The sequence below is a fragment of the Vibrio ulleungensis genome, assembly GCF_016900875.1.
GTDB classification, from domain to species: Bacteria; Pseudomonadota; Gammaproteobacteria; order Enterobacterales; family Vibrionaceae; genus Vibrio; species Vibrio ulleungensis.
Map to the genome: position 1 here is coordinate 38,748 of NZ_JAFEUM010000009.1, position 26,915 is coordinate 65,662.

22 protein-coding genes are annotated in these 26,915 nt (G+C 46.4%); 14 read left to right on the forward strand and 8 right to left on the reverse strand.

What is annotated here, in order from left to right:
- Window positions 1-44 precede the first annotated feature (44 nt).
- On the forward strand, window positions 45-884 hold the full coding sequence (locus JQC93_RS17685; protein ID WP_205159698.1) for an isopenicillin N synthase family oxygenase: 840 nt from the start codon (window positions 45-47) through the stop codon (window positions 882-884).
- 61 nt (window positions 885-945) lie between these two features.
- On the opposite strand, the gene JQC93_RS17690 is transcribed toward JQC93_RS17685, so the two are convergent.
- Together JQC93_RS17690 and JQC93_RS17695 are read right to left on the reverse strand one after the other, a co-directional pair.
- A complete protein-coding gene (locus tag JQC93_RS17690; protein WP_205159699.1) occupies window positions 946-2,142 on the reverse strand; it encodes a threonine/serine exporter family protein in 1,197 nt (398 codons plus the stop codon).
- Between the two features lie 130 nt (window positions 2,143-2,272).
- On the reverse strand, window positions 2,273-2,941 hold the full coding sequence (locus JQC93_RS17695) for a sulfotransferase family 2 domain-containing protein (protein WP_205159700.1): 669 nt from the start codon (window positions 2,939-2,941) through the stop codon (window positions 2,273-2,275).
- A gap of 220 nt (window positions 2,942-3,161) precedes the next feature.
- Here JQC93_RS17695 and JQC93_RS17700 point away from each other — a divergent pair, with 220 nt between their 5' ends.
- The gene (locus JQC93_RS17700) at window positions 3,162-3,989 is read left to right on the forward strand and encodes a DUF4037 domain-containing protein (protein WP_205159701.1); all 828 of its coding nucleotides are present in this window, start codon (window positions 3,162-3,164) and stop codon (window positions 3,987-3,989) included.
- Between the two features lie 14 nt (window positions 3,990-4,003).
- On the opposite strand, the gene JQC93_RS17705 is transcribed toward JQC93_RS17700, so the two are convergent.
- The 3 genes from JQC93_RS17705 to JQC93_RS17715 form a co-directional block, all read right to left on the reverse strand.
- Window positions 4,004-5,191: an iron-containing alcohol dehydrogenase gene (locus JQC93_RS17705; RefSeq protein WP_205159702.1), complete on the reverse strand. Its 1,188-nt coding sequence runs from the start codon at window positions 5,189-5,191 to the stop codon at window positions 4,004-4,006.
- 85 nt (window positions 5,192-5,276) lie between these two features.
- On the reverse strand, window positions 5,277-8,708 hold the full coding sequence (locus tag JQC93_RS17710; protein ID WP_205159703.1) for a hybrid sensor histidine kinase/response regulator: 3,432 nt from the start codon (window positions 8,706-8,708) through the stop codon (window positions 5,277-5,279).
- Between the two features lie 67 nt (window positions 8,709-8,775).
- The gene (locus JQC93_RS17715) at window positions 8,776-9,939 is read right to left on the reverse strand and encodes a 3-phenylpropionate MFS transporter (RefSeq protein WP_205159704.1); all 1,164 of its coding nucleotides are present in this window, start codon (window positions 9,937-9,939) and stop codon (window positions 8,776-8,778) included.
- A 173-nt stretch (window positions 9,940-10,112) separates the two neighbouring features.
- Between JQC93_RS17715 and JQC93_RS17720 the strand changes: the two genes are divergently transcribed.
- The 11 genes from JQC93_RS17720 to JQC93_RS17770 all read left to right on the forward strand — a co-directional run bounded on the left by JQC93_RS17720 (window position 10,113) and on the right by JQC93_RS17770 (window position 21,870).
- On the forward strand, window positions 10,113-11,939 hold the full coding sequence (locus JQC93_RS17720; protein ID WP_205159705.1) for a putative nucleotidyltransferase substrate binding domain-containing protein: 1,827 nt from the start codon (window positions 10,113-10,115) through the stop codon (window positions 11,937-11,939).
- Window positions 11,940-11,948: 9 nt separating this feature from the next.
- The gene (locus JQC93_RS17725) at window positions 11,949-12,587 is read left to right on the forward strand and encodes a 3'-5' exonuclease (protein ID WP_205159706.1); all 639 of its coding nucleotides are present in this window, start codon (window positions 11,949-11,951) and stop codon (window positions 12,585-12,587) included.
- Between the two features lie 136 nt (window positions 12,588-12,723).
- Complete coding sequence (gene acs / locus JQC93_RS17730) at window positions 12,724-14,673, forward strand: acetate--CoA ligase (protein WP_205159707.1); 1,950 nt, start codon at window positions 12,724-12,726, stop codon at window positions 14,671-14,673.
- A gap of 375 nt (window positions 14,674-15,048) precedes the next feature.
- Window positions 15,049-15,498 carry a type II 3-dehydroquinate dehydratase gene (gene aroQ, locus JQC93_RS17735; RefSeq protein ID WP_205159708.1) on the forward strand — a complete coding sequence of 150 codons (450 nt, stop codon included), beginning with the start codon at window positions 15,049-15,051 and terminating at the stop codon, window positions 15,496-15,498.
- Window positions 15,499-15,554: 56 nt separating this feature from the next.
- Entirely contained in the window at window positions 15,555-16,007 is a 453-nt protein-coding gene (gene accB / locus JQC93_RS17740; RefSeq protein WP_205159709.1) for an acetyl-CoA carboxylase biotin carboxyl carrier protein, read from the forward strand.
- A gap of 12 nt (window positions 16,008-16,019) precedes the next feature.
- Window positions 16,020-17,363: an acetyl-CoA carboxylase biotin carboxylase subunit gene (gene accC, locus JQC93_RS17745; RefSeq protein WP_205159710.1), complete on the forward strand. Its 1,344-nt coding sequence runs from the start codon at window positions 16,020-16,022 to the stop codon at window positions 17,361-17,363.
- 115 nt (window positions 17,364-17,478) lie between these two features.
- Entirely contained in the window at window positions 17,479-18,363 is an 885-nt protein-coding gene (prmA, locus tag JQC93_RS17750) for a 50S ribosomal protein L11 methyltransferase (protein WP_205159711.1), read from the forward strand.
- A gap of 127 nt (window positions 18,364-18,490) precedes the next feature.
- Window positions 18,491-19,459 carry a tRNA dihydrouridine synthase DusB gene (gene dusB / locus JQC93_RS17755; RefSeq protein ID WP_205159712.1) on the forward strand — a complete coding sequence of 323 codons (969 nt, stop codon included), beginning with the start codon at window positions 18,491-18,493 and terminating at the stop codon, window positions 19,457-19,459.
- A gap of 22 nt (window positions 19,460-19,481) precedes the next feature.
- A complete protein-coding gene (fis, locus tag JQC93_RS17760; RefSeq protein WP_084885409.1) occupies window positions 19,482-19,778 on the forward strand; it encodes a DNA-binding transcriptional regulator Fis in 297 nt (98 codons plus the stop codon).
- A 239-nt stretch (window positions 19,779-20,017) separates the two neighbouring features.
- A complete protein-coding gene (locus tag JQC93_RS17765) occupies window positions 20,018-20,908 on the forward strand; it encodes an acyltransferase (RefSeq protein ID WP_205159713.1) in 891 nt (296 codons plus the stop codon).
- Window positions 20,909-21,408: 500 nt separating this feature from the next.
- On the forward strand, window positions 21,409-21,870 hold the full coding sequence (locus JQC93_RS17770) for a chemotaxis protein CheX (RefSeq protein ID WP_205159714.1): 462 nt from the start codon (window positions 21,409-21,411) through the stop codon (window positions 21,868-21,870).
- A 127-nt stretch (window positions 21,871-21,997) separates the two neighbouring features.
- On the opposite strand, the gene pgi is transcribed toward JQC93_RS17770, so the two are convergent.
- Window positions 21,998-23,650: a glucose-6-phosphate isomerase gene (gene pgi, locus JQC93_RS17775; protein WP_205159715.1), complete on the reverse strand. Its 1,653-nt coding sequence runs from the start codon at window positions 23,648-23,650 to the stop codon at window positions 21,998-22,000.
- 239 nt (window positions 23,651-23,889) lie between these two features.
- On the opposite strand from pgi, the gene JQC93_RS17780 reads away from it, so the two are divergent.
- A complete protein-coding gene (locus JQC93_RS17780; protein WP_205159716.1) occupies window positions 23,890-24,309 on the forward strand; it encodes a secondary thiamine-phosphate synthase enzyme YjbQ in 420 nt (139 codons plus the stop codon).
- A gap of 28 nt (window positions 24,310-24,337) precedes the next feature.
- On the opposite strand, the gene alr is transcribed toward JQC93_RS17780, so the two are convergent.
- Together alr and JQC93_RS17790 are read right to left on the reverse strand one after the other, a co-directional pair.
- The gene (gene alr / locus JQC93_RS17785) at window positions 24,338-25,420 is read right to left on the reverse strand and encodes an alanine racemase (protein ID WP_205159717.1); all 1,083 of its coding nucleotides are present in this window, start codon (window positions 25,418-25,420) and stop codon (window positions 24,338-24,340) included.
- 5 nt (window positions 25,421-25,425) lie between these two features.
- Window positions 25,426-26,820 carry a replicative DNA helicase gene (locus tag JQC93_RS17790; RefSeq protein ID WP_205159718.1) on the reverse strand — a complete coding sequence of 465 codons (1,395 nt, stop codon included), beginning with the start codon at window positions 26,818-26,820 and terminating at the stop codon, window positions 25,426-25,428.
- Window positions 26,821-26,915: the final 95 nt, after the last annotated feature.

The window sequence follows — 26,915 nt, forward strand, 5'->3', positions numbered from 1 at the left end:
CCATTAACATGTGCGTAACACCACACTAGACGACAGGCTATACCATGAAACTAGAAGCGATTGACTTTCATGCCAGTGACGCAGCTGAGCGATTTGTTGCCTCATTACGCGAGACTGGATTTGGGGTTCTTAAAAACCATCCCATTCTCGAACGCGATGTGCAGAGCATTTATCAAAACTGGTATGCCTTTTTTAACGATAGTAGCAAAGATAACTATCGCTTCAATGTCGACACTCAAGACGGGTTTTTCCCTGCAGAGATTTCCGAAACAGCAAAGGGTCACAGTGTTAAAGACATTAAAGAGTATTTTCATTATTACCCGTGGGGACAGTGCCCTGTCGATCTTAAAGCGGAGCTAAGTCGCTACTACGCCAACGCAACAGATTTGGCCGCAACCCTACTAACTTGGGTTGAAGACCATTCTCCTAAAGAAGTGGTTGAGCATTACTCCCAATCACTCTCCAGCATGATTGACGGCAGTGAACAATCATTGTTACGTGTATTGCACTACCCACCATTAAGCGGTGATGAGGAGCTTGGTGCAATACGCGCCGCAGCCCATGAAGACATCAATTTGCTAACCATTCTGCCAGCGGCAAATGAACCTGGCCTGCAAGTAAAAGCCAAAGACGGCAGCTGGTTAGATGTTCCTTGCGATCACGGTAACTTAATCATCAACATTGGTGATATGTTACAAGAAGCATCACAAGGCTACTTTCCATCGACAACTCATAGAGTCATCAATCCAGAAGGAGCGGACAAAAGTAAATCGCGAATTTCTCTGCCGCTATTTTTGCATCCAAACCCTGAAGTTGTTCTTTCCGAGCGACATACCGCTCACAGCTACCTGATGGAGCGCCTACGTGAGCTAGGTGTCATATAAGTAGGTACCTTATAAAGACCAAAGGCCACTAGCGTGGCCTTTTTTACGTTTACCCGGTTGGTTATTGAATCCAATAACTGGAGGAGTCGGTCGATTTTTTCTTAAATAGAGTGATGTATAGGCTGTATGAGATGATCTGTCCCGCCACAATGGCGCAAAACATCAATACTGCCGATAACCCAATATTGGGAATAGGCAAAATTGCTTGAGAGAAAAACGATTCACTTGCCCCCACCAAAATACGGCTACCTGGAACTAAGATGATAATCCCTTGCATGATGTACACCAAGGGAGGCACTTGCCTAACCTTGCCCATCACCAAGCCATAACAAGTGATGATCATGGTACTGATCCAGGTTCCAATAACCCAATCGTTGGTTATGTAAAGCGGCCCCCACATCCCAACAATGGCTGCAGGGAATGCAAATACTATATCGACCCAACGAGCATTAAATACCACCCCTAGGGCTGCGGAAATGCCTACTAAACCAAAGACATGCAAAAGTAGCGGTACTTCATTAATGTAGTGCGTTTCAGAAGGGTGTGGTAGGACGGTATTCGCCAGGCTAATTCCTAGCACAATGCCAATAAATAGCTTTAATATGATGAGTAAACTTTGCGCCAGAAGCTCTATCCCTGACCCAAAGTCATTATGAGCCAAACTCTCCAGTGCATTGGTTACAGTGAGCCCAGGTACGAATAATACTATGGCGGAAATACACAGCGCATAAACAGGTAAGCCGGGGTCTAGCGACGACAGCAACCCGACAATAAAGGCCACCAAAAATGCCGCGACAAACTCCACGATAATTGCCCGTTCATCGGTAAACACACGGCATACTACCCAAACTAATAATCCCAAAATCGCCGATATACCTACAGCAGGCAATGTACTGCCAACCAAACATAGGTAGCTAGGCGGAATTAATATAAAAGCTAAGCATTGCAACCATAAAGAGTAAGGATGCTGTTGTATCGCTTGTCGGCTTTGTTTTAAAGCAGAAATAGTCTCTACTAGCATTCTTAAATTGATGACCGGAAGTGGTTTTTTTTGCAGCACCGTCACATGCTCTGGCTCTTCAAACACTGCCATCACTTTGGTGGGCGTGATATCGAGAGCGACTTTCTGCATTCTTGCATGCGCATAACGGTAGGTATATTTAACAACGGAGTGCGGAGGGCAACCTGAACTGTGCAAGCGATCAATAAAGTCGAGGGTGGTTTGTATCGCTTGCTTGTCTTTAGATTGAATGGTCACGGCGCGCTCCCTAGGTGTAATAGCGAGCGTATTGTAGCGACTTTTTCTTAGCAAAATAGAACTATTTTTAACGGCATATTTACGACACTACTCTTTGATGAATTAGGTTACCTAGAGTGGCAACCAATCATCATTTTGGCGTATAACCAAAGTGCTCAATATCTTCGTGGTATAGACGTTCAATTCTGGCTATATTCTTGGGGGTTAAGTACTCATCATAATTATTGATATTACTCGAGTTTTTCTTTTTGAGAGCGTGCTGCTCCACACCCAACTTATCGCAAATGGTCACAATATCATTGTGAATGTTCTCGAGCTTAAACACATCATCAAGCAGTACAAGTCCGTGTTCATCGGTGATGTCTTGCCACATTGGTGCGGTATGGGTACTCACATGTCGGTCAAAGCGCGTTTCCCAAAACTCTGGCAACATATCGAGAAAGTAAGGGAAGCTTCGCTTAGCCATCATTAGCCTTGGTTTGGTTAGCGTCCAGTGTTTAGTCAGGTACTTCCAGCACGAAACAGCACGAAAATAGGGGTTACGTACTATGGCAAATTTATACATCTCTGCAAATTCTTGCTCGGTATATAAAAATTTCTGTGCAAACAACATTCTTTTATATTCGTACTCACCCAGTGACACTAAGTGATTATTGAGGTTGTTATTCCACTGGCTTTTGTCTAGTGCGACAAACGGCGTGCCATATTTCCACTCAGACACTGCGTAACTTGGGCCCAAAATTTCTTTCAGTGAAGTCCCACCTGCTTTTCTAATATGTAGCCATAAATATTTGTTCATGCCCTGCCCTGTTCCTTACGTCCGTTTGGTACACATCCGCTACTTCGGGTGCCGATATCACTAAGAGTAAAGAGTTTTCATCAGCTTCGGGTTTTCAACAATGCGAATTTTTACACAATCGGTGTCGCTGTCCAACAAATGAACATTTCTAGAGCTGTCGCTCACATTGCGTAACCTAAGTTGTCTATTCTTATAAAAATTCATTATTCGGAGTCTATAAATGACCAGCACACTGACCGATCCCTTTCTAAAAGGTCTGATTGAAGAGCTTACCCAGCAAGCTGAAGTTGAATGTATCGCTTTGGGGGGATCACACACCCTGTCGATGAACGACAAATGGTCCGATTTCGATCTCTATGTGTACCTCAACCAGCCACTGTCTGTTCAACTTCGTAAACAGATCACGGACAAATACTGTCAATCGATGGAGCTTAACCAGACGTTTTGGGAAACCGAAGATGACGGAGTACTCAAAAGCGGCACAGAAGTAGAAATAATCTACCGCAATTTAGACGATATGGAGCAAGATTTAGACGCATTAATTAACCAGCACCAAGTCTCCCTTGGATACACTACGTGCTTTTGGGCTAACCTCCTCAACTGCCAAATTCTGTTTGAGCGAGACAATAAGCTCAGTCAACTGAAACAAACATTTGGACTGCCTTACCCAGACGCTCTTGCAAACGCAATTATTGAGAAAAACCTACCACTGCTGTGCGATGCGTTCCCAAATTACCCAAAGCAGATTAAAAAGGCGCTGCTTAGACAAGATTCATTCAGCGTGCTTCACCGAACAAACGAATACCTAGCTAGCTATTTTGACGTGTTATTCGCACTCAATAAGATCCCTCACCCTGGTGAAAAGCGGCTCATAGATTTTGCCGAAGAACATTGCGAGTTTCTTCCTATAAACTTTAAGAAAACGCTTGAGTCGCTGTTTGAGTCTATCAATATCACAGAGCAGTGCCATACCGACGGTTCGCTCATTTCTGCGCTCGACGATGCAACGAATAACCTAGTATCGTTAATTGATATTCATAGACGCTAGTCTATAGCACGTCTCTATCTCTCGACTAAAGACAAAAGCAATTGCTCACATTGTGATTGCGTCATTACGGCTGGGACTGGATATTGACCAAACGCTTCAGCGATCGCTTGTTTAGCTAGCGCAGAGATATCTTCTTCCAACAGCTCTGGAACGGTGAGTGGAATGTTCAGTTGACCGAGTAGGCTTTCAACAGACTCGATAAATTGAATGGCACGTTCAGTATCGGTTCCGTCTTGTCGCCCCATGACCTCATCGGCCAATTGAGCAATGGGTGTGGGATTTCGGTGTAAGGTAAACCGGAGAACTTTAGGCAGCACAATAGCATTGGCCAGACCATGGGGCACATGGTAAAACGCGCCCAATTGATGAGCCACTGCGTGAACATAGCCGACATAGCTTCTGGTAAACGCCAATCCTGCATCAAAACTTGCTTGGGCAAGCGCTGCTCGAGCGTTAAGGTTCTGGCCATCGTGAAACGCTACCGGCAAGGATTCAAGAATTTGTTTCACCGCTTGCACGCACAGCGAGCGGGTATAAGTATTGCTGTACCCACTAATGTAGGCCTCAATGGCGTGAGTAAGGGCATCAATACCTGTTTGCGCTGTTATGCTTGCAGGCAAACCAATCATTAAGCTTGGGTCGAGCAACGCAGCACGCGGAACAATAAAGGGATCGGTAATGTTAGGCTTAGTGCGTGACACAGGATCACTGATCACTGCGGCCACCGTTGTTTCAGATCCGGTGCCTGCGGTTGTTGGGATAGCGATAACGGGGTAAGGCCGGCGCCTTACCTTTAGGATACCAAGTAGCTTAGCCACGTCTTTACCGGTCTTAGCACTGGCTGAGATGGCTTTACCACAATCCATAGGAGAGCCTCCGCCCAGTGCAATGACACCATCGCACTGCTCGGTGTGAAACTGGATAACCCCTTCTCTGACTATTTCAAAATCTGGATCGGGTGTCACTTTAGAAAACACCGAAAAGCCAATGCCACACTCCGAGAGTTGCTGAGTCACTAACTCCAATAGCCCTAACTTTACCAGCATAGGATCGGTTACGATCAGTGGGTGAGAGAGCCCAAATGTTTGACACACCTCCCCTAACTGATCGAGGGCATTTTCCCCCTCAACTTTTGACGGGGTAGGAATTGGCACCATTTTAATAAATGGCTTGCGAAGAGTGACCAATACTTGATGCAACATGACGCCTCCTAGCGGGCAAACAAACGACTAACCTGCCTACCGAATCGATGCTTCTTAATGAATATTTCCAATGACTATTTTCGCTCTAGGCGCGATTAAGTACCGCGCGCAATTTCAACGGTTTTACGGGTTTAGGCATAAAACTGAATCCATTGCTTTTTATCCCGCTCATCATCTCGTCAGTACGATCTGCACTAATGATTACGCCGACGAAGCTATCGCCCAACCTCAAACGGCATTGCTGCAGTACTTCTAATCCTGTTCGATCGTGATCCAAACGGTAATCAGAAAATACAACGTCAGGAATAAAGCCTTCCTCGATGTGTTTCATACTTTGAACAACATCTGCGGCCAACGCTACTTGGCAACCCCAGCGAGCCAGCAAGGTTTGCATGCCATCCAATATGTCGGCTTCATTGTCTACACACAGGACATTGAGATGAGAGAGGTCTTGCTCTTTCACAGGCGAAACCGTCTCGGCCACTATAGGGGCAACCGCTTCTTTTCTTGCGACTTGAACAGAGAATACGCTGCCCAAGTTGTGCCATGATTGCAGAGAAATCGTGTGCCCAAGTAGTTGCGCTAGCCCTTTGGAAATCGCCAGTCCTAAGCCCAATCCTTGCTCTGCTCTAACCTGCTCCACTCGGGTGAACTCTTCAAAAATCTCTTGCTGCTTGTTATGGGGTATCCCAACACCGTTGTCCCATACTTCTATGCGAACACACTCTCCATCACGTCTTGCCCCTAATACAACTTTGCCTTTGGGCGAATAGCGAAATGCGTTGGTAAGAAAGTTCTGTAAGATTCTTCGCAATAATTTAGGGTCTGATTCAACAATCATGTCAGTGGAAATACAATGGAATTCTATGTCGTTACCGATCGCCAACTGCTCAAACTCATTGGCGAGCGTACTCATCACATCATCTAGCTTAAATTGAGTGATTTGCGCCTGCATTTTTCCTGACTCAATGCGAGAAATATCAAGCAGATCACCAATTAGATCTTCCGCAGACTCTAGAGCACTTTCCACTTTGTTCGACATTTGCTTAATGTCGTTTTGCGGCGCAATTTCACTAAGAGATGATGCGAACAGTCGAGCGGCATTTAGCGGTTGCATCAAGTCATGACTTACCGCGGCCAAAAACCTGGATTTGGAGTGCGATTCTAGCTCTGCTCGCTGAGTGGCCGAGACCAATCGCTTATTCAGCTCCTCTAACTCTCTAGTCCTTTCTAACACGCGAGTTTCCAACAGCTCATTAGATTGCTTAAGGGCTTTCTCCGCTTCTCTAAACACAGTGATGTCGGTAAAGCTCATTACAAACCCCCCGCCAGGCATTGGGTTACCCTGAACCTCAATCACTCGACCGTCTGGTCGTATCCGCGACGAAGTGTGTCGCGTGCCCTGTTCTAAGTGATAAACCCTTTTGCGCACATGTACTTCTGGATCACCGGGACCACACAATCCTTGCTGCGCATTGTGTCGAATCACATCGGCGATAGGACGACCAACGCGAATTAACCCAGCAGGAAAGTCAAACAGCTCTAAATAGCGCTGATTCCATGCCACCAGCCTCAACTGCTTATCCACCACTGCAATGCCTTGGCCAATATGTTCGATGGCCCCTTGCAATAACCCTCGGCTAAAGTCGTATAACTCTGAGGCTTCATCAACGATCGTGGCCACTTCCTCCAACTGCATGTTTTTACCCTGCAAGGCCGAAGTGAGTACTAACTTCGCAGATGACGCGCCAAATACACCTGCCAATAACCGTTCAGTATGTCGAATCAAAGTCGCGGGAGCTTGCTGGCTTGGCATGAGCTGTGTGCCGTGCTGGCGCCAAAAAGTAATGAATGCACTTTTCGCTCGGCTACGACCAACAAATCGAGACGCAAGCATCTCTAGCTCGGCAACCGATACGCGGCTTTGATAGAGAGTGACGTTTTCCGCTTCTTCAAGTTGCATTCCAACAAAGGACGCAGATTGAAGCCGCTCACTTAAACTGGGACGAGTAAAGAGAGAAACCAATACAAAACAGGTCGTGTTAATGACGAGGCTAATCAACATGCCCCAGTCAGACGATGTGATCTGCCATGACTCGATATAGCTAGGCGGCGTTATCAGCCACAATAGCGGGTTGCTGTCCGAGTCTCCTGCCAACAGCGACATTTCATTCATCAGTGTGATTAACCACACCACAAAACCAGATAACAGCCCTACAAATGCCCCTTTCTTATTGGCATAGCGCCAGTAGAGGCCACCTATCAGTGCTGGAGCAAATTGCGCGATGGCCGCAAACGAAAGTAGGCCAATGGCCGACAACGAGGTGATGCTATCGAGCGCCATATAAAACGCCCATGCCCCCATGAGCATCAATAAAATCAAGCCACGACGGATATTAAGCAGCAATCCCGAAAAGTGCGCGTAGGTTCGCTGGCTCAGCTTAAGTCGGCGCAGCAATAGCGGCAGTACTAGATCATTTGACACCATAATGGCAAGAGCAATGGTCGATACAATCACCATACCGCTGGCCGCGGAGGTCCCACCTAAGAACGCCAGCAGGGCCATATCGTGAGCACCCAACGACAGCGGCAAACTGATCACGTACGAGTCAGCTGGCTCTCCAGTCAACAACGCCTGACCTGCCCACGCGATGGGCAATACAAATATGCCCATTAACACCAAATAGAGTGGGAACAGCCATCGCGCGGTATGGAGATCTTGTGGCCGCTCATTCTCAACCACCATGGTGTGAAACTGACGAGGTAAACAGATTATCGCCGCCATCGTCAGCAAAGTATGAATCGCCATAGACGCCAATTTTGGCGATTGATAGGTTTGCGACGCAACGTCAGCCAGACGAATGTCTGGGCGTTCGATGGCGACCATCCAAATAAAACCACCAACAATCAGAAACGCCACCAGTTTAATGATTGACTCAAAGGCAATCGCCATCATCATTCCACGGTGGTGCTCTGTGCTATCAATGTGCCTTGTACCAAATAGCATTGTAAATAGAGCAAGGCCGGCAACAACAAACCAAGAGATGTGCGCCTGCTGGTAACCTAACTGTTCACTTAAATCGGGCGCAATGACATTGAGCCCCATAGTGATGCCACGCAACTGCAGTGATATATAGGGAAGAATGCCTGCCACAGCAATCAGTGTCACCGTAACCGCTAAAGCTTGAGACTTTCCATAACGCGCCGCGATAAAATCGGCAATAGAGGTAATGTGCTCTCGCTTGGCCACTAAGATCAATCTAGCGAGCAGGCGCCAGCCAAATACAAACACAATAATGGGAGCAATATAGATAGGTAAAAACGACCAAGGGTTACTGGTCGCTTGGCCAACAGTCCCGAAAAAGGTCCAGGACGTGCAATACACCGCGATCGATAGGCTGTAGATCCATGGGCGCCATTTTGACAACCAATTGGGGCGTCGATCGCCATACCATGCGATCAAAAAAAGCACACCTAAGTAGGTGAGTGATACCGGTATCACTATCCAGCCTTCCATCACCTCGTCCCTGTGTGATTGACTCCTACCTACAATTTAAGCGATGAATGTAAGTAAACTCAAATGTTTAGCTCGCATTCTGTGCTACAGGCTTAGTTTTAGGTGAAACCTTAATCACCATTGCGATCAGCCCCATTACAGCCATCACCCAAAACACCTGCGACCCATAATGCTGATAGCCCCAGCCGCTCACCGCAGTCATTAGAGCTAAAACCGCCCCCATTGGCAAAGCGTTATAGAGTGCTTGCAGCGGCACCATTTCTACTTCTGGTGCCATTTGGATATAGCGGATTGCGGCGATGTGCGCCAACGCAAAAGTGACACCGTGTAATGACTGCACAACCACCAACGCGACAATATCGGTCGTGGCGGCTGTAAGTCCCCATCGCAGCATCACGCCAATCGAGGCCATGGTGAACAAAGCTTGTAGCCCTAAGCCGGAAAACCATCGTCGGCTCATGGCAAACACCAAGATTTCCGAAATAACACCTAAGCTCCAAAGGTACCCAATAATGTCCTCAGAGATCCCTGCCCCTTTCCAGTGAATAGCCGAAAAACCATAGTAGGCAGCATGACTCCCTTGAATCAGCGATACCAACACAATAAATCGAAGCACACTTGGCTTTCTTAGCAGCGCAAGCAGCTTCACTTTTGATTGATGGGTTTGAGTTTCTGACGTCGGCAACACGGCGGGGGTTCTTAGCACTAGCAGGTAAGACACAGCCAAACCGAGCAGTGCCGTATACAAAATCATCTGCGAACCAAAGTTAGCCACTAAATACCCAACAATGGTTGAGCCCGCCACAAAGGCAATAGAACCCCATAAACGAGTTCGCCCGTAATCCAAGGTTTTTAGCTTGGCGTAGTAATTCGCCATAGAGTCCGATAGCGGGGTGATGGGTCCGAGGAAGAGATTGAACAAAACGGTGGCAGTGGCCATTAACCAAAAGCTTTGGCCAGTAAATAAGTGCGCGCCAAGGGTAATACATGCACCGATAGTCATCCACCGTAGTGCCGGTAAAATTCTTTCCATGCGTGAAAATCGAGGAGTAATAAATAGATTAGCAACGCATCGAGAAGCCAAACCTAAACCAATCAGTACCCCAATGTCACTTGCATCCACGTGTTGCGACTCGAACCACAGTCCCCAGAATGGCAAATAGACGCCATAAGTGAAGAAAAAGCCGACCAAATAGGTGGATAACCAAGCGTAAGGACTAGAGCGTTGCATAGAGGGCGAAACCAGTAATGACAGAAGGACCCAACAATTATACGCCTAATCCGTTGGATAAATAGGGAAGGTTTATTGCTGAGAGACTTTCCCCATTAGACCAAAGTCGTCTGGAGGATAATGGGGAATTTGCGAGACTGGAGGTATGCACTTTTCACAAGGTCCGTTTGCTTATGCCTGATAATTTCGACATGCAATCCCCTCCATTTGATCGATTGGACGCATCGCAGCAGTCTAAGCTGGAAGCCTCTCTAGATGTTGCCTATTACCGCAACGGTGATGAACTGATCAGCGCCAATCAGCCTCAAAATGCTCTGTTTATCATGTTAAAAGGGACGGTAGAAGAGCGTGATGTAGGCAGTGACGAAGTCTTTGCCCATTATGGTAATGATGATCTTTTTGATCTCAGAGCGATGTTCGAGGAGAGTGCTAGGCACAACTATGTGGCATTAGAAGATACGCTGGTCTACCTGCTGCCTAAAGAAGTCTTTGTCGAGTTTTATCAGCAAAATGGGGAGTTTGCCGCCTACTTTGACAACAACTTGGCCAAGCGACAAGCATTGATCGAAGAGGCGCAGCAACAGAAAAACATTGCCGAGTTCATCCTGACTCAAGTCGACGATTCAATATTTTCCCCTCCAGTGTTGCTGAGCGCAACGACCCCACTCGACCAAGTTTCTGAAACTCTTAAGAAGCAAGGAGTGGATAGTGCCTTAGTCGAACTGGACCCAGAAGATCCCAGAGTCAAGGCACACCCACATGCTCACCCGTATGCCATCATTACTCGTACTAATATGCTGCATGCGCTCACCATCGATCGCTTACCCTTAGATGTTGAGATCGGCAAAATTGCCACATTCCCTGTAGTACATGTCGATGTGGGGGAGTTTTTATTTAACGCCATGGTCATGATGACCCGCCAGCGAATGAAGCGCCTCATGGTGTGTGATGGCAATCAAGCGGTGGGCATGCTCGACATGACTCAAATTTTGAGTACATTCTCGACTCACTCTCACGTCCTTACACTCGCCATTGCTCGTGCAAATACGATTGATGAGCTCGCTCTCGCCTCCAACAAACAGAAGCAATTGGTCGACAGCTTACTCAGTCGCGGCATCCGCACGCGATTCATTATGGAGCTCATTTCGGCCGTCAATGAGCAGATTATAGAGAAAGCGTTTGAACTAGTGGTGCCCCCAGCGCTTCACGACCAAATATGTTTGGTTGTACTTGGCTCTGAAGGACGAGGCGAGCAAATATTGAAGACCGATCAGGACAACGCGCTGATCATAAAAGACGGATTAGAATGGCATCAGTGCGACCAAATTATGGAGCAGCTCAGTCAAACACTACTAAAATTAGGTTATCCGCCTTGCCCAGGCCGAGTCATGGTGAATAACGAATTTTGGGTGCGAAACGAGAGCGCATGGAAGAACACATTAGCAAAATGGATTGCATCAGCTCAGCCAACTGATGCGATGAATTTATCCATCTTTGCCGATGCGCATGCCGTCGCAGGTGACAAAGCGATGCTAGAGAATGTCTTGCTACCAACCCAACAGAAGCTCAAAGGCAACATGCTGATGTTGCAAGAATTTGTTCGTCCAGCCTTGCAATTCTCGGTGCCGCTCACCTTGTTTGGTAATGTGAAAAAGAACAAACAGGGACTCGATTTAAAAAAAGGCGGCATATTCCCCATCGTGCACGGGATTCGAACACTGGCATTAGAGTATGGGATCACCGCCAGAAATACCTTTGAGCGCATTGAGACACTACAAGAGCGTAAAATGCTTGAACCCGACACCGCAGATAACCTTAGTGAAGCGTTCAAACTGCTGACTAAATTGCGTCTTGCTCAACAGATGGATGCCGAGCAGACCGATTCATTGGTGCACACTGAGCACCTGGAACGTACAGAACGAGACTTACTTAGACATGCCTTACACGTAGTGAAGAAATTTAAGCAGTTGCTTGGCTTTCACTATCAAATTAGAGACTAGGTACCCAGTATGAATTGGTTGACGCGAATTTGGTGGAAACACAAGTTTAAAGAGTCTCCCTATGCGCACCTATTTGAGCCGCATCGTGGCGAGGAGTACGTTGCACTAGATTGCGAGACCACAAGCCTAGACCCACTGCATGCCGAGCTGGTTTCTATAGCCGCGACTAAAATTGTGGGTAACCGCGTCTTAACCAGTCAGCCTTTTGAAATCAAGTTGCTCCCACCCGACTCACTGGCAGAAGACTCGGTAAAAGTGCATCAAATACGCCATCAAGATTTGGTGCAAGGAGCCACAGAAGAAGAGGCTCTCGAAGCTCTGATAAGCTTTATTGGAAACCGCCCCATTGTGGGCTATCACATTCGGTACGACAAAAAAATCTTAGATTTAGCCTGTATCAAACATAAAGGATTCCCACTCCCCAATCGCATTATCGAAGTGGCCGATATCTACCACGACAAATTGGAACAGCAGCTTCCAAATGGCTACTTTGACTTAAGTATGGACGCCATTTGTCGGCATCTAGACATTCCTATTACCAATAAGCATAACGCCTTAGCTGATGCAATTGTAGCGGCGCTAATCTATGTCAGATTAACCCATGGTAGCTTTCCAACTTTTGCTCACTCGACCTATCCATCTAAGTAATTCACGGTCTTTATCGCAGTGAGCTAACGCTCATTCATCCTAAAGTCTAATTGTCGAAACGCGCCCAGTCATTGAAAGTTATACCACTAGCAAGTCACATAGCAGTTACTTGCGACCTATTCACAAGGAGAGAATAATGAGTGAAGCCCACATTTACCCTGTTAAAGCGTCGATTCAAGCCCAGACCCATGCAGACAACGATACTTACCTAGACATGTACCAGCGTTCGGTCAGCGACCCTGAAGGATTTTGGGCCGAGCACGGAAAAATTGTTGATTGGATCGAACCCTTTACCAAAGTGAAGCAGACCTCATTCGACACTGGCCATGTAGATATTCGCTGGTTTGAAGATGGCAAACTGAATGTATCCGCTAACTGTATCGACCGTCATTTGGCTGAACGTGGTGACGAAGTTGCCATTATCTGGGAAGGTGATGATCCAAACGATGATAAAAAAATCACCTTCAACGAACTGCACAAAGATGTATGTCGCTTTTCAAACGCACTAAAAGCTCAAGGGGTTAAGAAAGGTGATGTTGTTTGTCTCTACATGCCAATGGTCCCTGAAGCTGCGGTAGCCATGCTTGCCTGTACGCGTATTGGCGCTGTCCATACTGTTGTATTTGGTGGTTTCTCTCCAGAAGCTCTCGCTGGACGCATCAATGACTCTGACGCCAAGGTTGTCATTACCGCGGACGAAGGGGTTCGTGGAGGTCGCGCAGTTCCTCTTAAGAAAAATGTCGACCAAGCATTAGAAAACCCTGACGTTAACAGCATCAGCTCTGTGGTCGTATTCAAACGCACTGGTGGTGACGTTGACTGGCATGAAGGCCGTGATGTGTGGTGGCACGAAGCCATTGCTGATGTATCCGATGACTGCCCACCGGAGCCAATGAACGCCGAAGACCCACTGTTTATTCTTTATACCTCTGGTTCAACCGGTAAACCTAAGGGCGTACTACACACCACTGGCGGTTACTTGGTATACGCAACAATGACCTTCAAGTACGTGTTCGATTATCAACCCGGCGAAGTATTCTGGTGTACTGCTGACGTGGGTTGGATCACTGGCCACACTTACTTAGTCTACGGCCCACTCTCAAATGGCGCACAAACCATTCTTTTTGAAGGTGTACCAAACTACCCTGCAACGAGCCGCATGAGCGAAGTGGTCGATAAGCACCAAGTCAACATATTGTATACCGCGCCTACCGCAATTCGCGCTTTGATGGCCAAAGGTGACGAAGCCATTGAAGGTACAACTCGCAGTAGTTTGCGCATTATGGGCTCGGTTGGTGAACCCATTAACCCTGAAGCATGGGAATGGTACTACCGCACAATTGGCAACGAAGATTCACCGATTGTCGATACCTGGTGGCAGACCGAAACAGGCGGCATCTTGATCACACCGCTGCCAGGTGCAACAGACCTTAAACCTGGTTCGGCAACTCGCCCATTCTTTGGCGTTCAACCCGCGCTTGTCGACAACATGGGTAACGTAATTGATGGAGCAACAGAGGGTAATCTTGTGATCCTCGATTCGTGGCCTGGTCAAATGCGCACTGTTTATGGCGATCATGAGCGTTTCGAACAGACCTATTTCTCGACCTTCAGGGGCATGTACTTTACCGGTGACGGTGCTCGACGTGACGAAGATGGATACTACTGGATCACCGGTCGCGTCGATGATGTTCTTAATGTGTCTGGGCACCGTATGGGCACCGCAGAGATTGAATCGGCCTTAGTTGCCTTTGATAAAATTGCTGAAGCCGCCATCGTAGGTATTCCTCACGATATTAAAGGCCAAGCTATTTATGCGTACATCACTCTTAATGATGGAGAAATCCCATCAGTTGAGCTGCACAAAGAAGTTAAAGATTGGGTTCGTAAAGAAATTGGTCCAATCGCCACTCCTGACGTATTGCATTGGACAGACTCATTGCCAAAAACACGTTCAGGTAAAATTATGCGCCGGATCTTACGTAAGATTGCCACCGGTGATACGAGCAACCTTGGTGATACTTCAACACTCGCGGATCCAAGCGTGGTAGAGAAGTTAATTGCAGAGAAAGCAGAACTGGCTTAACCCCCCTTTGTAAATCCAGTTCACACAATTTGCATCCTTTTTGGCTCGACTTCTGGTTGAGCCTTTTTTTGCATCAAAATTGCATCTAATTTAGAGAGTGGAAATAGGTCAAAAGATTGGCAACTGAACAATATTAGGTTGCTTTCGCATCAAAAGTTGGCAGTTAACCTATATAGCCAAAGGTTGATTAATACTGGGCTCGGGTTGATAACTTAGCTGATAAGACCAGTATTTTGCTGAGATTTGCTGCGAATTCACTATAATATTGCAAAAAATGCAGTTATGTACCAAAATTGCCACTAGTTTCAACGCGACTTTGTCAGTACAACCACCACTTTAGGTTTTGTACCCACGTTAAAGGATTTTAAGAGCACAATGGCAGCAAAATTCAACATTCTGGTTATCAATGGTCCAAATCTAAATTTGCTCGGCACAAGAGAGCCTGGCGTCTATGGTCAACACACACTGGCACAAATCATTGAAGATCTTGAGCATTTTGCAACTTCTGAGCAAGTTTCGTTGTCTCATATACAATCTAATCGCGAATACGAGCTCATAGAGGCAATTCATAATGCACAAAACGACGTGGATTTTATCATCATTAATCCCGCCGCATTTACTCATACTAGCGTGGCCCTTCGAGACGCATTGTTGGGAGTCTCAATCCCATTCATTGAAGTGCATTTATCGAATGTTCACGCAAGAGAAGAATTCCGTCATCACTCCTATCTCTCCGATGTGGCAGTAGGTGTGATTTGTGGACTCGGCCCTCAGGGCTACGAATTGGCATTGCGTTCAGCAATTAAACAGCTGCACGCCAAATAACAACTAGGCTTGCTATGGAATCCATAGCTCCAATAACAAACATTAGAGAACAGATCATGGATATTCGTAAAATAAAAAAACTGATTGAACTTGTGGAAGAGTCTGGCATTGCCGAGCTAGAAATTGCTGAAGGTGAAGAGTCGGTACGTATCAGCCGTCACAGCCCAGCACCCGCTGCTGCTCCTGTTCAAGTGGCAGCTCCGGTAGCCGCGGCACCAGTAGCGGCAGCAGCACCAGTTGCAGCTGCGGTTGAAGCAGCCCCTGCAGCACCGACTGGTCACCAAGTACTTTCGCCAATGGTTGGTACGTTCTACCGTGCTCCAACGCCAGAAGCGAAGCCATTTATTGAAGTTGGCCAAACCGTTGCTGAAGGTGACACTTTGTGCATCGTAGAAGCGATGAAAATGATGAACCAAATCGAATCGGATAAGTCTGGTGTGATCACCGCTATTTTGGTTGAAGATGGTCAACCTGTTGAGTTTGACCAAGCTCTTGTGGTTATCGAATAATAAGGTTTAATTATGTTAGACAAAATTGTCATCGCCAACCGTGGTGAGATCGCGCTACGTATTTTGCGTGCCTGTAAAGAACTAGGCATCAAAACCGTTGCCGTTCACTCAACGGCAGACCGCGACCTTAAACACGTATTGCTAGCGGATGAGACCATCTGTATTGGTCCTGCTCGCGGTATCGATAGCTACCTAAACATTCCACGTATCATCTCTGCCGCTGAAGTTGCAGGCGCTGTTGCGATCCACCCTGGCTACGGTTTCTTGTCAGAAAACGCTGACTTTGCTGAGCAGGTCGAGCAAAGTGGCTTCATTTTTGTTGGCCCAACCGCTGATACCATCCGTTTGATGGGAGACAAAGTGTCCGCCATCAACTCGATGAAAAAAGCAGGCGTACCTTGTGTTCCTGGTTCTGATGGTCCACTCAACGACGATGACGCACTTAACAAAGCTCACGCTAAGCGCATTGGATACCCCGTGATCATCAAAGCCTCTGGCGGTGGCGGCGGTCGTGGTATGCGCGTTGTACGCAGTGAGCCTGAGCTTATCGAAGCCATTGCTATGACACGTGCCGAAGCCAAAGCGGCATTTAACAACGACATCGTGTACATGGAGAAATTCCTTGAGAACCCTCGTCACGTTGAAGTTCAAGTAATTGCCGATGGTCAAGGTGGTGCAATCCATCTTGGTGAGCGTGATTGCTCAATGCAACGTCGTCACCAGAAGGTTGTCGAAGAAGCGCCAGCACCAGGTATTACCGAAGAAATGCGTAAGTACATCGGTGAGCGCTGTACGCGAGCTTGTATTGAAATTGGTTATCGTGGTGCAGGTACGTTCGAGTTTTTGTACGAAAATGGCGAATTCTATTTCATTGAAATGAATACCCGTATTCAGGTAGAGCACCCTGTGACCGAAATGGTGACAGGTATCGACCTCATCAAAGAGCAACTGCGTGTTGCTGCGGGCCAGCCACTGTCTTTCACACAAGATGACATCAAGCTGCGTGGTCACGCGATTGAGTGCCGCATTAACGCAGAAGACCCAGAGAAATTCCTACCTTGCCCAGGTAAAATTGATCGCTTCCATGCGCCAGGTGGTATGGGCGTTCGTTGGGATTCTCATATCTATACGGGATACACGGTCCCTCCGCATTACGACTCGATGATTGGTAAGCTGATTACTTACGGTGAAAACCGTGACGTTGCTATCTCTCGTATGAAAAATGCATTGGGTGAGATGATCGTAACGGGCATAAAAACCAACATCCCACTGCAAGTTGAAATCATGAATGATGAAAACTTCCAGCACGGTGGTGCGAACATCCACTACCTAGAGAAAAAACTCGGTATTCATTAATTCGATGCTATAAAGACTTCTAAGCCCGCCTCGTGCGGGCTTTGTTTTTACTAAGATGAACAAAACCCCCTTTCCTGCTACACTCCTGCCAAATTATTTATAGAGGGCGAATGCCATGCCTTGGATCCAAATAAAACTGAACGCGACCGACGACAACGCAGAAATTATTGGCGATATGCTAATGGAAGAAACTGGCGCACTATCGGTGACTTTCCTAGACGCGAAAGATACCCCTGTATTTGAGCCTCTGCCAGGCGAAACAAGACTTTGGGGTGATACAGACATCCTAGCCCTCTATGATGCAGAAGCCGATACCTCATGGATTCTGGAGACGATTAAAGCAACTAATCTGCTTGCAGCCGGCTTTGCTCATAAAGTTGAGCAGCTTGAAGACAAAGATTGGGAGCGCGAATGGATGGAGAATTTCCACCCGATGAAGTTTGGAGAGCGTCTATGGATCTGCCCAAGCTGGCGCGATATCCCAGAGCCTGATGCCGTCAATGTGATGCTGGATCCTGGTCTTGCCTTTGGCACGGGAACACACCCAACCACAGCACTGTGTCTCGAATGGCTAGAAAGCCTCGATCTACAAGGTAAAACCGTCATCGATTTTGGATGTGGCTCGGGCATCTTAGCCATCGCTGCAATCAAATTAGGCGCAGCCAAAGTGATCGGTATTGATATTGATCCTCAAGCAATACTTGCCTCTAAAGATAACGCTGGACGAAACGGTGTTGCCGACCAATTAGAACTTTACTTACCAGAAAATCAGCCTGAATCCCTTCAAGCAGACGTTGTTGTGGCCAACATTTTGGCTGCGCCATTACGAGAATTAAACCAAGTGATTACTTCACTGGTGAAACCCTCTGGCGACTTGGCCATGTCTGGAGTACTGGATACACAGGCCGAAGATGTTGCTAATCATTACCGTGATAGCTTCAAACTTGACCCAATTGCCGAACAAAGTGAATGGTGCCGCATCTCTGGGAAGAAAGCTTAACCCACTAATTGACTGATTTTTATACAAAATAGCAAACATTTGCCAATTGACTAAATATTAGTCTTTTCACGCACCGAAAAAATGCGTAAAATGCGCGCCCTTACTACTCAAAACTGTGATCGATGTTTTGAAAATTGGACCGTACACATTGCCAAACAATCTCATCGTCGCACCTATGGCAGGTGTGACCGATAGACCGTTTCGTGAATTGTGCCTTCAATATGGTGCGGGGATGGCCGTCAGTGAAATGATGTCCTCAAACCCCAAAGTGTGGAAAACATCGAAGTCGAAGCAACGTATGGTGCATGAAGGTGAATCTGGTATTCGCTCTGTGCAAATTGCGGGTTCCGATCCACAGCAAATGGCTGAAGCAGCTCAATTTAGTGTTGAAAACGGTGCGCAAATCATCGACATCAACATGGGGTGTCCGGCCAAGAAAGTAAACAAGAAGTTAGCCGGTTCGGCACTACTGAAGTATCCGGATATCATTGAGAGCATTCTCAAATCAGTAGTGGACGCGGTTGAGGTTCCTGTGACCCTCAAAACTCGAACTGGTTGGGATCCCGACAATAAAAATTGTGTCGAGATCGCCAAACTGGCAGAACAATGTGGCATTCAAGCTTTCGCTCTGCATGGCAGAACAAAAACCTGTATGTACAAAGGGGAAGCCGAATACGACAGCATTCGTGCCGTCAAACAGGCCATTTCGATCCCGGTTATCGCCAATGGAGATATCGATAGCCCAGAAAAGGCCAAGTATGTTCTAGAGACTACTGGAGCAGACGCCCTAATGATTGGACGCCCTGCACAAGGTCGTCCGTGGATTTTTAACCAAATCCGTTATTTTTTGGATCACGGCACTCATATGCCCGAGCTTCCAACGTTGGAAGTAAAAAGCATTATGTTGGATCATGTTGCCGCTCTGCATGAGTTTTATGGAGAGTTTTTAGGACCACGTATCGCACGCAAACACGTGGGATGGTACCTAAAAGAGCATGAGACAGCGCTTGAGTTTCGCCGTACCTTCAATGGTATTGAGGCTGCCAACGAGCAACTTGATGTCCTTGAAGCGTATTTTGAAAACGTTGCATCATAATTAGAGAAGAGCTAGACCGAATATGTTCGAACAAAATCTAAATTCAGAAGCACTAACTGTTACTACTGTTACTTCACAAGACCAAATCACACAAAAGCCTTTACGTGATTCAGTCAAAGCTTCTGTCAAAAACTACCTTGCACAGCTTAACGGCCAAGACGTAAACGACCTTTACGAGTTGGTACTGGCTGAAGTTGAACAACCTCTTCTAGATATGATCATGCAGTACACGCGTGGCAATCAGACTCGCGCTGCGAACATGATGGGTATCAACCGTGGTACGCTACGTAAGAAACTGAAAAAATATGGCATGAACTAATTTCGATTAGTTAGTCTATTGATTGATAAAGCCCAGCTAATTACAGCTGGGCTTTTTGTTGGCTGCTCACTAGGTAAGCGTCTTTAACTCGATAGTCTTGTAGTGATTACCAATTTTGATGCGATGCATTCTATTACCAATCTGTTAATCTATGTCGCACAGCTCGAGCGCAAAGCACAACCGCATCTAATGAACTAACGGTTCAGTTCGACACACTAACGATTGATTGAGTGATTTTCATGCTAAAAAACATCCAAATGGGCATTAACGTCCTACTTGTTACACTAAATACGGCATGGACCTGTGTTGTCGTTTGCTGCTTGGCTCTAATTAAAATCATCCTACCGTTTCGTGTCATACAGACCACAATGAGTGAATTAGCCAATAAGCAAACCTGGTTGTGGGCAACACTCAATCTTTGGATGCTCAACGTCAACAATAATGTCGACTGGCAAATTGAAGGCGGTGAGAGCCTCTCACGCAGGCAATGGTACATGCTGCTTTCTAATCACTTAAGTTGGGCAGACATCGTCATACTGTCTTCTGTGATGAAAGACAAGATGCCCATGGTTAAGTTTTTACTTAAGCAAAGCCTTCTCTATGTACCCTTTGTTGGTTTAGCGTGCTGGGGACTCGATATGCCATTTATGAAGCGCCATTCACGTGAGTACCTCATTCGTCACCCTGAAAGACGCAATGATGATTTTGACGCTATTAAAAAGGCCTGTGATAAATTCAAGTATGTTCCGACAACCATGGTCAGCTTTGCGGAAGGTACCCGTGCCACTGAAGAGAAGCTCTCTCAAGCAAAAACCCCTTACCGACACTTGTTGAAGCCTAAAACGGGCGGCGTGGCATTTACTCTCAATGCAATGAGTCAACTACTCGACGGTGTCGTCGACGTGACCATAGCGTACCCAGAGAATAGGCAGCAACCATTTAAAGACCTACTGCAGGGCAAGTTAACTCGTGTGGTGGTCAAAATTAGGGTTCATGAAATTGATGAAAACTTGAATGGTGACTACTTCAAAGATAAAGCATTTAAGCGCCGCTTCCATCACTGGCTGAACGATGTTTGGCAAGAAAAAGACGACTATCTAGACGCACTCTACAACGACAACAAAACCTAATTTGGTGTAGATTGACGCCCCAAATTAGCATTGCTTACTTTGGGGTCGCATGGATAAATATGTGATTTTATGGATAAGCAGTCATTTTATTAAACAACAAATCAACTGAATCACTACAAACAACCCTTGCAGTTACATTTACTAACACATTAAAAGTAAACCTAAAAATTGGCTGACAGCATTTGTTCGTTTATTCAATATAGACACACACGTTTCCAATAGTACATTGCCTTGTCGGGCATGAACTTTCCTACGTGTTTACCGTAACTTAGGAAAAACCCATAGTTTGTGACAAAATTTTGCCGCATTTTCCGACATCTTTTGTAAGAAATAGTGTAAAACTACTGACACTGTCAGATATTTGTAGGCATATTACTTGCATTAGAATATATATTACATCGCTGAATTATCAAAAATTGATATTTTTTCGTATGGAACACGGTATTTTATTGTAAACTACCGGGGCGATAGAACGTACAGATGGAAGAAGAGTAACTCTTATGCGCGCAGAATTTGTAAACCCATTTTTAGCATCTCTCATGAATGTCTTGAAAACTATGGCGTCGATGGAGCTCACTCCACAAAAGCCACGTGTTAAAAAAGATGAGATTGCTCGAGGTGATGTTTCTGGCCTGATTGGTATGGTTGGCCAACAAACCAAAGGTTCGATGTCGATCACCTTTGATGAAAAGCTTGCATTAGAAATCATGCAGAATATGTTGGGCGAACGTCCCAACGGTATCAACGAAGAAGTCACTGACATGGTAGGCGAAATCACCAATATGGTTACTGGTGGTGCCAAACGGATACTCTCTGACAGTGGTTTTGATTTCGATATGGCAACGCCTATAGTGGTATCTGGTAAAGGCCATACTATCCGTCACAAGTGCGAAGGCTCGATTATTATCATGCCGTTTCAGTCGCCTTGGGGTAATGCATTCATCGAAATTTGTTTCGAGTAAACATCACTACATTCTTAAAACGGCTCACTATTTAGTGAGCCGTTTTTTTAGCTATACCGAAACCAAAACTCATAAAAAAAGGGCGATTTTCATCACCCCTTAATAGCGTATTGTTTAACCTTTCGGTTTAGCCACGCAATGTTTTAAACGCATTGATTAAGCCATTTGTAGAGTCATCGTGTGAATCGATTGGAGAGTCATCACTTAGCTCTGGCAGTATTTGATTGGCAAGCTGCTTACCAAGTTCCACACCCCATTGATCGAACGAGAAGATGTTCCAAATAACACCTTGAACAAAGATTTTGTGCTCGTACATAGCAATTAGGCTACCTAATGTACGTGGGTTAATCTGCTTAACCAAAATCGAGTTTGTTGGGCGGTTACCTTCAAATACCTTAAATGGTACAAGATCAGCCATCTCAGCGTCTGTTTTACCCGCTGCGGCAAATTCTGCTTTTACTGTCTCTGCCGTTTTACCAAATGCCAATGCTTCTGTTTGAGCGAAGAAGTTAGACATCAATTTCTGATGATGGTCGCTGATCGCGTTGTGGCTGATTGCCGGAGCAATGAAGTCACATGGGATAAGCTTAGTACCCTGGTGAATAAGCTGGTAGAACGCATGCTGGCCGTTTGTGCCAGGTTCACCCCAAATGATAGGACCGGTTTGGTATGTCACAGCATTGCCTTCACGGTCAACGTACTTACCATTGGATTCCATGTTTCCTTGCTGGAAGTAGGCAGCAAAACGATGCATGTACTGGTCGTAAGGTAGAATCGCTTCTGACTCTGCGCCATAGAAGTTGTTGTACCATAGGCCAACAAGCGCCAGGATCACCGGGATATTGCTCTCTAAAGACTCAGAGGCGAAGTGGTTATCCATGTCGTGAGCGCCGGCAAGAAGCTCAACAAAGTTATCGTAGCCAACCCCTAGAGCGATAGACAAACCAATCGCTGACCATAGTGAGTAACGACCACCGACCCAGTCCCAGAACTCGAACATGTTATCGGTGTCGATACCAAACTCAGAAACCGCTGATGCGTTAGTTGATAGTGCAGCAAAGTGCTTAGCAACGTGTGCTTCGTCTTGTGCTGACTCTAGGAACCAGTCACGCGCAGAGTGTGCATTGGTCATCGTCTCTTGAGTGGTGAATGTTTTAGAAGCCACCAAGAATAGGGTTGTTTCTGGGTTTACTTTCTTTAGCGTCTCAGCAATGTGAGTGCCATCGACGTTAGATACGAAGTGAAGATTTAGGTGGTTTTTGTATGGTGCTAGTGCTTCGGTCACCATGTACGGACCCAAATCTGAACCACCAATACCAATGTTTACAACATCAGTAATTGCCTGCCCTGTGTAGCCTTTCCACTCACCGCCAATCACACGATCAGTGAACGATTTCATTTTTTCTAGTACGGCATTTACCGCTGGCATAACGTCTTTGCCATCAACCATAACAGGCGTATTGCTGCGATTACGGAGCGCTGTGTGCAGTACAGCACGACCTTCGGTTTGGTTAATTTTATCACCAGAGAACATCGCTTTGATTGCGGTGTCTAGCTCGGTTTCTTTCGCCAGATTAAACAGCAAATCCATTGTCTCTTGAGTGACAAAGTTTTTTGAGTAATCGACTAACATATCTTGTCCAAAACGCGTTGAGAATTGCTCAAAACGGTTTGTGTCTGATGCGAACAGGTCTTTGAGCTCAACATCTTGAGCTGCTTCAAAATGCGCAGTTAGCGCTTTCCACGCGTTGGTCTGCGTTGGGTTGATGTTTTTCAACATATCAATTTCCTATTTTTTAGGTTTTGCACAACTAAAAGTAGTTCAAATTCTACTTTTGTTGTTTCCCCCGAAGTAAAAAATGAGTTTTTATAGCTGGTTATTCTTATACTTTATAACTGGGAATTATGCCGTAATTTTACTACACACATTTTGAGTCCCGTCACGTAAAAAGGCGTTTTTTGCCTATCTTCTCGCTCGATGTGTCTAAAATGTAAAAAAACAACATTGGAACTCGACTTATGTGGTACCAGACCACCCTAAAACTTGCACCAAGAAAGCGTGGATTTCATTTGATCACTGATGAGATAGAACAGGCAACACCTGAAATTCGACAGCTTAATATTGGGCTATTACACCTGTTTATCCAACATAGTTCTGCCAGCCTAACTATTAATGAAAATGCCGACCCGACGGTTCGGATAGATTTTGAGTCGCACTTTAATCGATTTGTTCCAGAAGACGCACCTTACTATCGCCACACCTATGAAGGCTCGGATGATATGCCTGCTCACATCAAAGCATCCACATTAGGGTGTTCTATAAGTATACCCATCACAAATGGCCGATTGGCACTAGGGACTTGGCAGGGAGTGTATTTAGGCGAACATAGAGATCATGCTGGATCGCGAACGATCGTCGCGACATTACAGGGGGAGTAAATCGTCACAGATAACAGTGACGATTTGGTTAAACGTACTCCATTTCGACTCGTGACGTTAGTTTAGTCACTAGTTCATAGGCGATAGTACCAATGTGCGAGGCAACTTCCTCGGCTGGCAACGACTCTCCCCATAAAATGGATTGGTCGCCTACTTTATCGGTTGAGTCTGGCCCAAGATCAACCGTTAGCATATCCATTGAGACACGCCCAGCGAGTGGCACCTTTCGTCCATTGACTATGACTGGCGTACCATTGGGCGCTGTACGAGGATAACCATCGCCATAGCCAATCGCAATAACACCTACTTTGGTGTCTCTGCTGCTGGTCCAAATCCCACCATAGCCGACACTTTCACCCGCTTTGACATCACGTACAGCAATTAGATGCGATTTTAGGGTCATCACCGGCCGAAAGCCAAGCTCTGCTGCATACTCGTGCGCAAAAGGCGAAATTCCGTACATGATGATACCCGCGCGCACCCAATCGTATCGAGACGTCGGCCACTTTAGAAGGCCCGCCGATGCTGCGAGTGAGCGTTCACCATGGGCGTTGTCCGTCAACGCATTAAATCGAGATATTTGTAGCTCTGTAACTGGATTATCGAGTTCGTCCGCACAGCCAAAATGGCTCATATAGCGAAGTGGCTGAGCGACATTAGAACAGCGGTGCAGACGCTCTACGAAGTCATCAAACTGAGTTTCACTCACTCCAAGACGATGCATACCTGTATCGACTTTTAACCACACAATCACAGGCACATCGAGAGCAGCCTCTTCCAGTGCTAGCATTTGCTCTTCACAGTGCACTACAGTTTGAATGTTGTTGGTGACTAAAATAGGCAGATCGGACGCAGAGTAAAAGCCTTCCAACAGCAATATCGGTTTCACGACACCACCCGCGCGCAGTTGCAGCGCTTCTTCAATTCGAGCCACACCAAAAGCATCTGCGTGAGTGGCGTGCTTGGCGACTTCCAACAACCCATGTCCATAGCCATTGGCTTTCACAACCGCCAACACTTTGCTTTCCGGTGCTGCGTGCTTTATCTGAGTAAGATTGTGCTCCAGAGCCTCAACATTGATCTCCGCAATGGCGGCTTTCATATACGCCATCCTGATTAATCCTCGTCGAACGCAGGGCCAGCGTAATCATCAAATCGAGAATACTGGCCATTAAACACCAATCGAACCGAACCAATAGGACCATTACGTTGTTTACCCAATACGATTTCTGCCGTGCCTTTCATGGGGCTGTCAGGGTTATAGACTTCATCTCGGTAAATAAACATGATCAAATCGGCATCCTGCTCGATAGAGCCCGATTCACGCAAATCCGAGTTTACCGGGCGCTTATCGGCTCGCTGCTCAAGCGAGCGGTTTAGCTGTGACAGAGCGACTACAGGGACATTTAGCTCTTTGGCCAATGCTTTGAGAGAGCGAGAAATCTCCGCGATTTCTAACGTTCGGTTTTCGGTTAACGACGGGACACGCATTAACTGCAGGTAATCGACCATGATCATCGACAATCCGCCATGTTCTCTCGCAATTCGACGTGCACGCGAACGTACTTCGGTTGGTGTTAAGCCCGAACTGTCATCGATGTACATGTTTTTCTTCTCCATGAGTAATCCCATAGAGGCCGAAATTTTGGCCCAGTCTTCATCTTCTAGCTGGCCGGTTCTGATTTTGGTTTGGTCAACGCGTGATAGCGATGCCAACATACGCATCATGATCTGATCTGAGGGCATCTCCAGAGAAAAAATGAGGACGGGCTTGTCTGATGCCATGGCGGCGTTTTCACACAGGTTCATGGCGAACGTGGTTTTACCCATAGAAGGACGCGCAGCTACTATGATGAGATCAGACCCTTGAAGACCTGCGGTCATTTTATTTAGGTCGGTAAAGCCAGTGGTCACACCCGTCACACCGTCTTGCGGCGTTTTAAACAAGATCTCGATGCGTTCCAGTGTTTTCTCCAAAATGGAGTCGACGTTTTGAGGACCTTCATTTTCTGAGGTGCGCGCTTCAGCAATCGCAAAAACTTTACTTTCAGCCAAATCTAGCAGATCTTCGGAGCTACGGCCTTGTGGATCGTAACCGGCATCAGCAATTTCGTTGGCAACACCAATAAGGCTTCTGACTAACGCACGCTCTGCGACAATGTCGGCATAGGCATTGATGTTTGCCGCACTAGGTGTGTTTTTAGCGAGATCGGTTAAGTAGGCAAATCCCCCCACTTCTTCCAATTGCTCACGCTTTTCCAAATACTCGGATAGGGTGATCAGATCGAGCGGCTGACTTTCTTCAAGCAGTGCTTTCACACCCTCAAAAATTACGCGATGTGGGCGGCTATAAAAATCTTGTGCAATCACTTTTTCAGCAACGCTATCCCAGCGCTCGTTGTCCAATAACAATCCGCCAATGACAGATTGCTCGGCTTCAATAGAGTGTGGAGGTGCTTTGATTGCGTCGACTTGAGAGTCTTGAATTTGGTTGCTACGTTGTTCAGCCATGATATTTAGGAATGCCCCTTGTCTAGACCCACCATTATACGTTTGCTCTTTAACACGTGTCACCCATTTGCTAAAATCTTTGTTGAGTTAGTTGG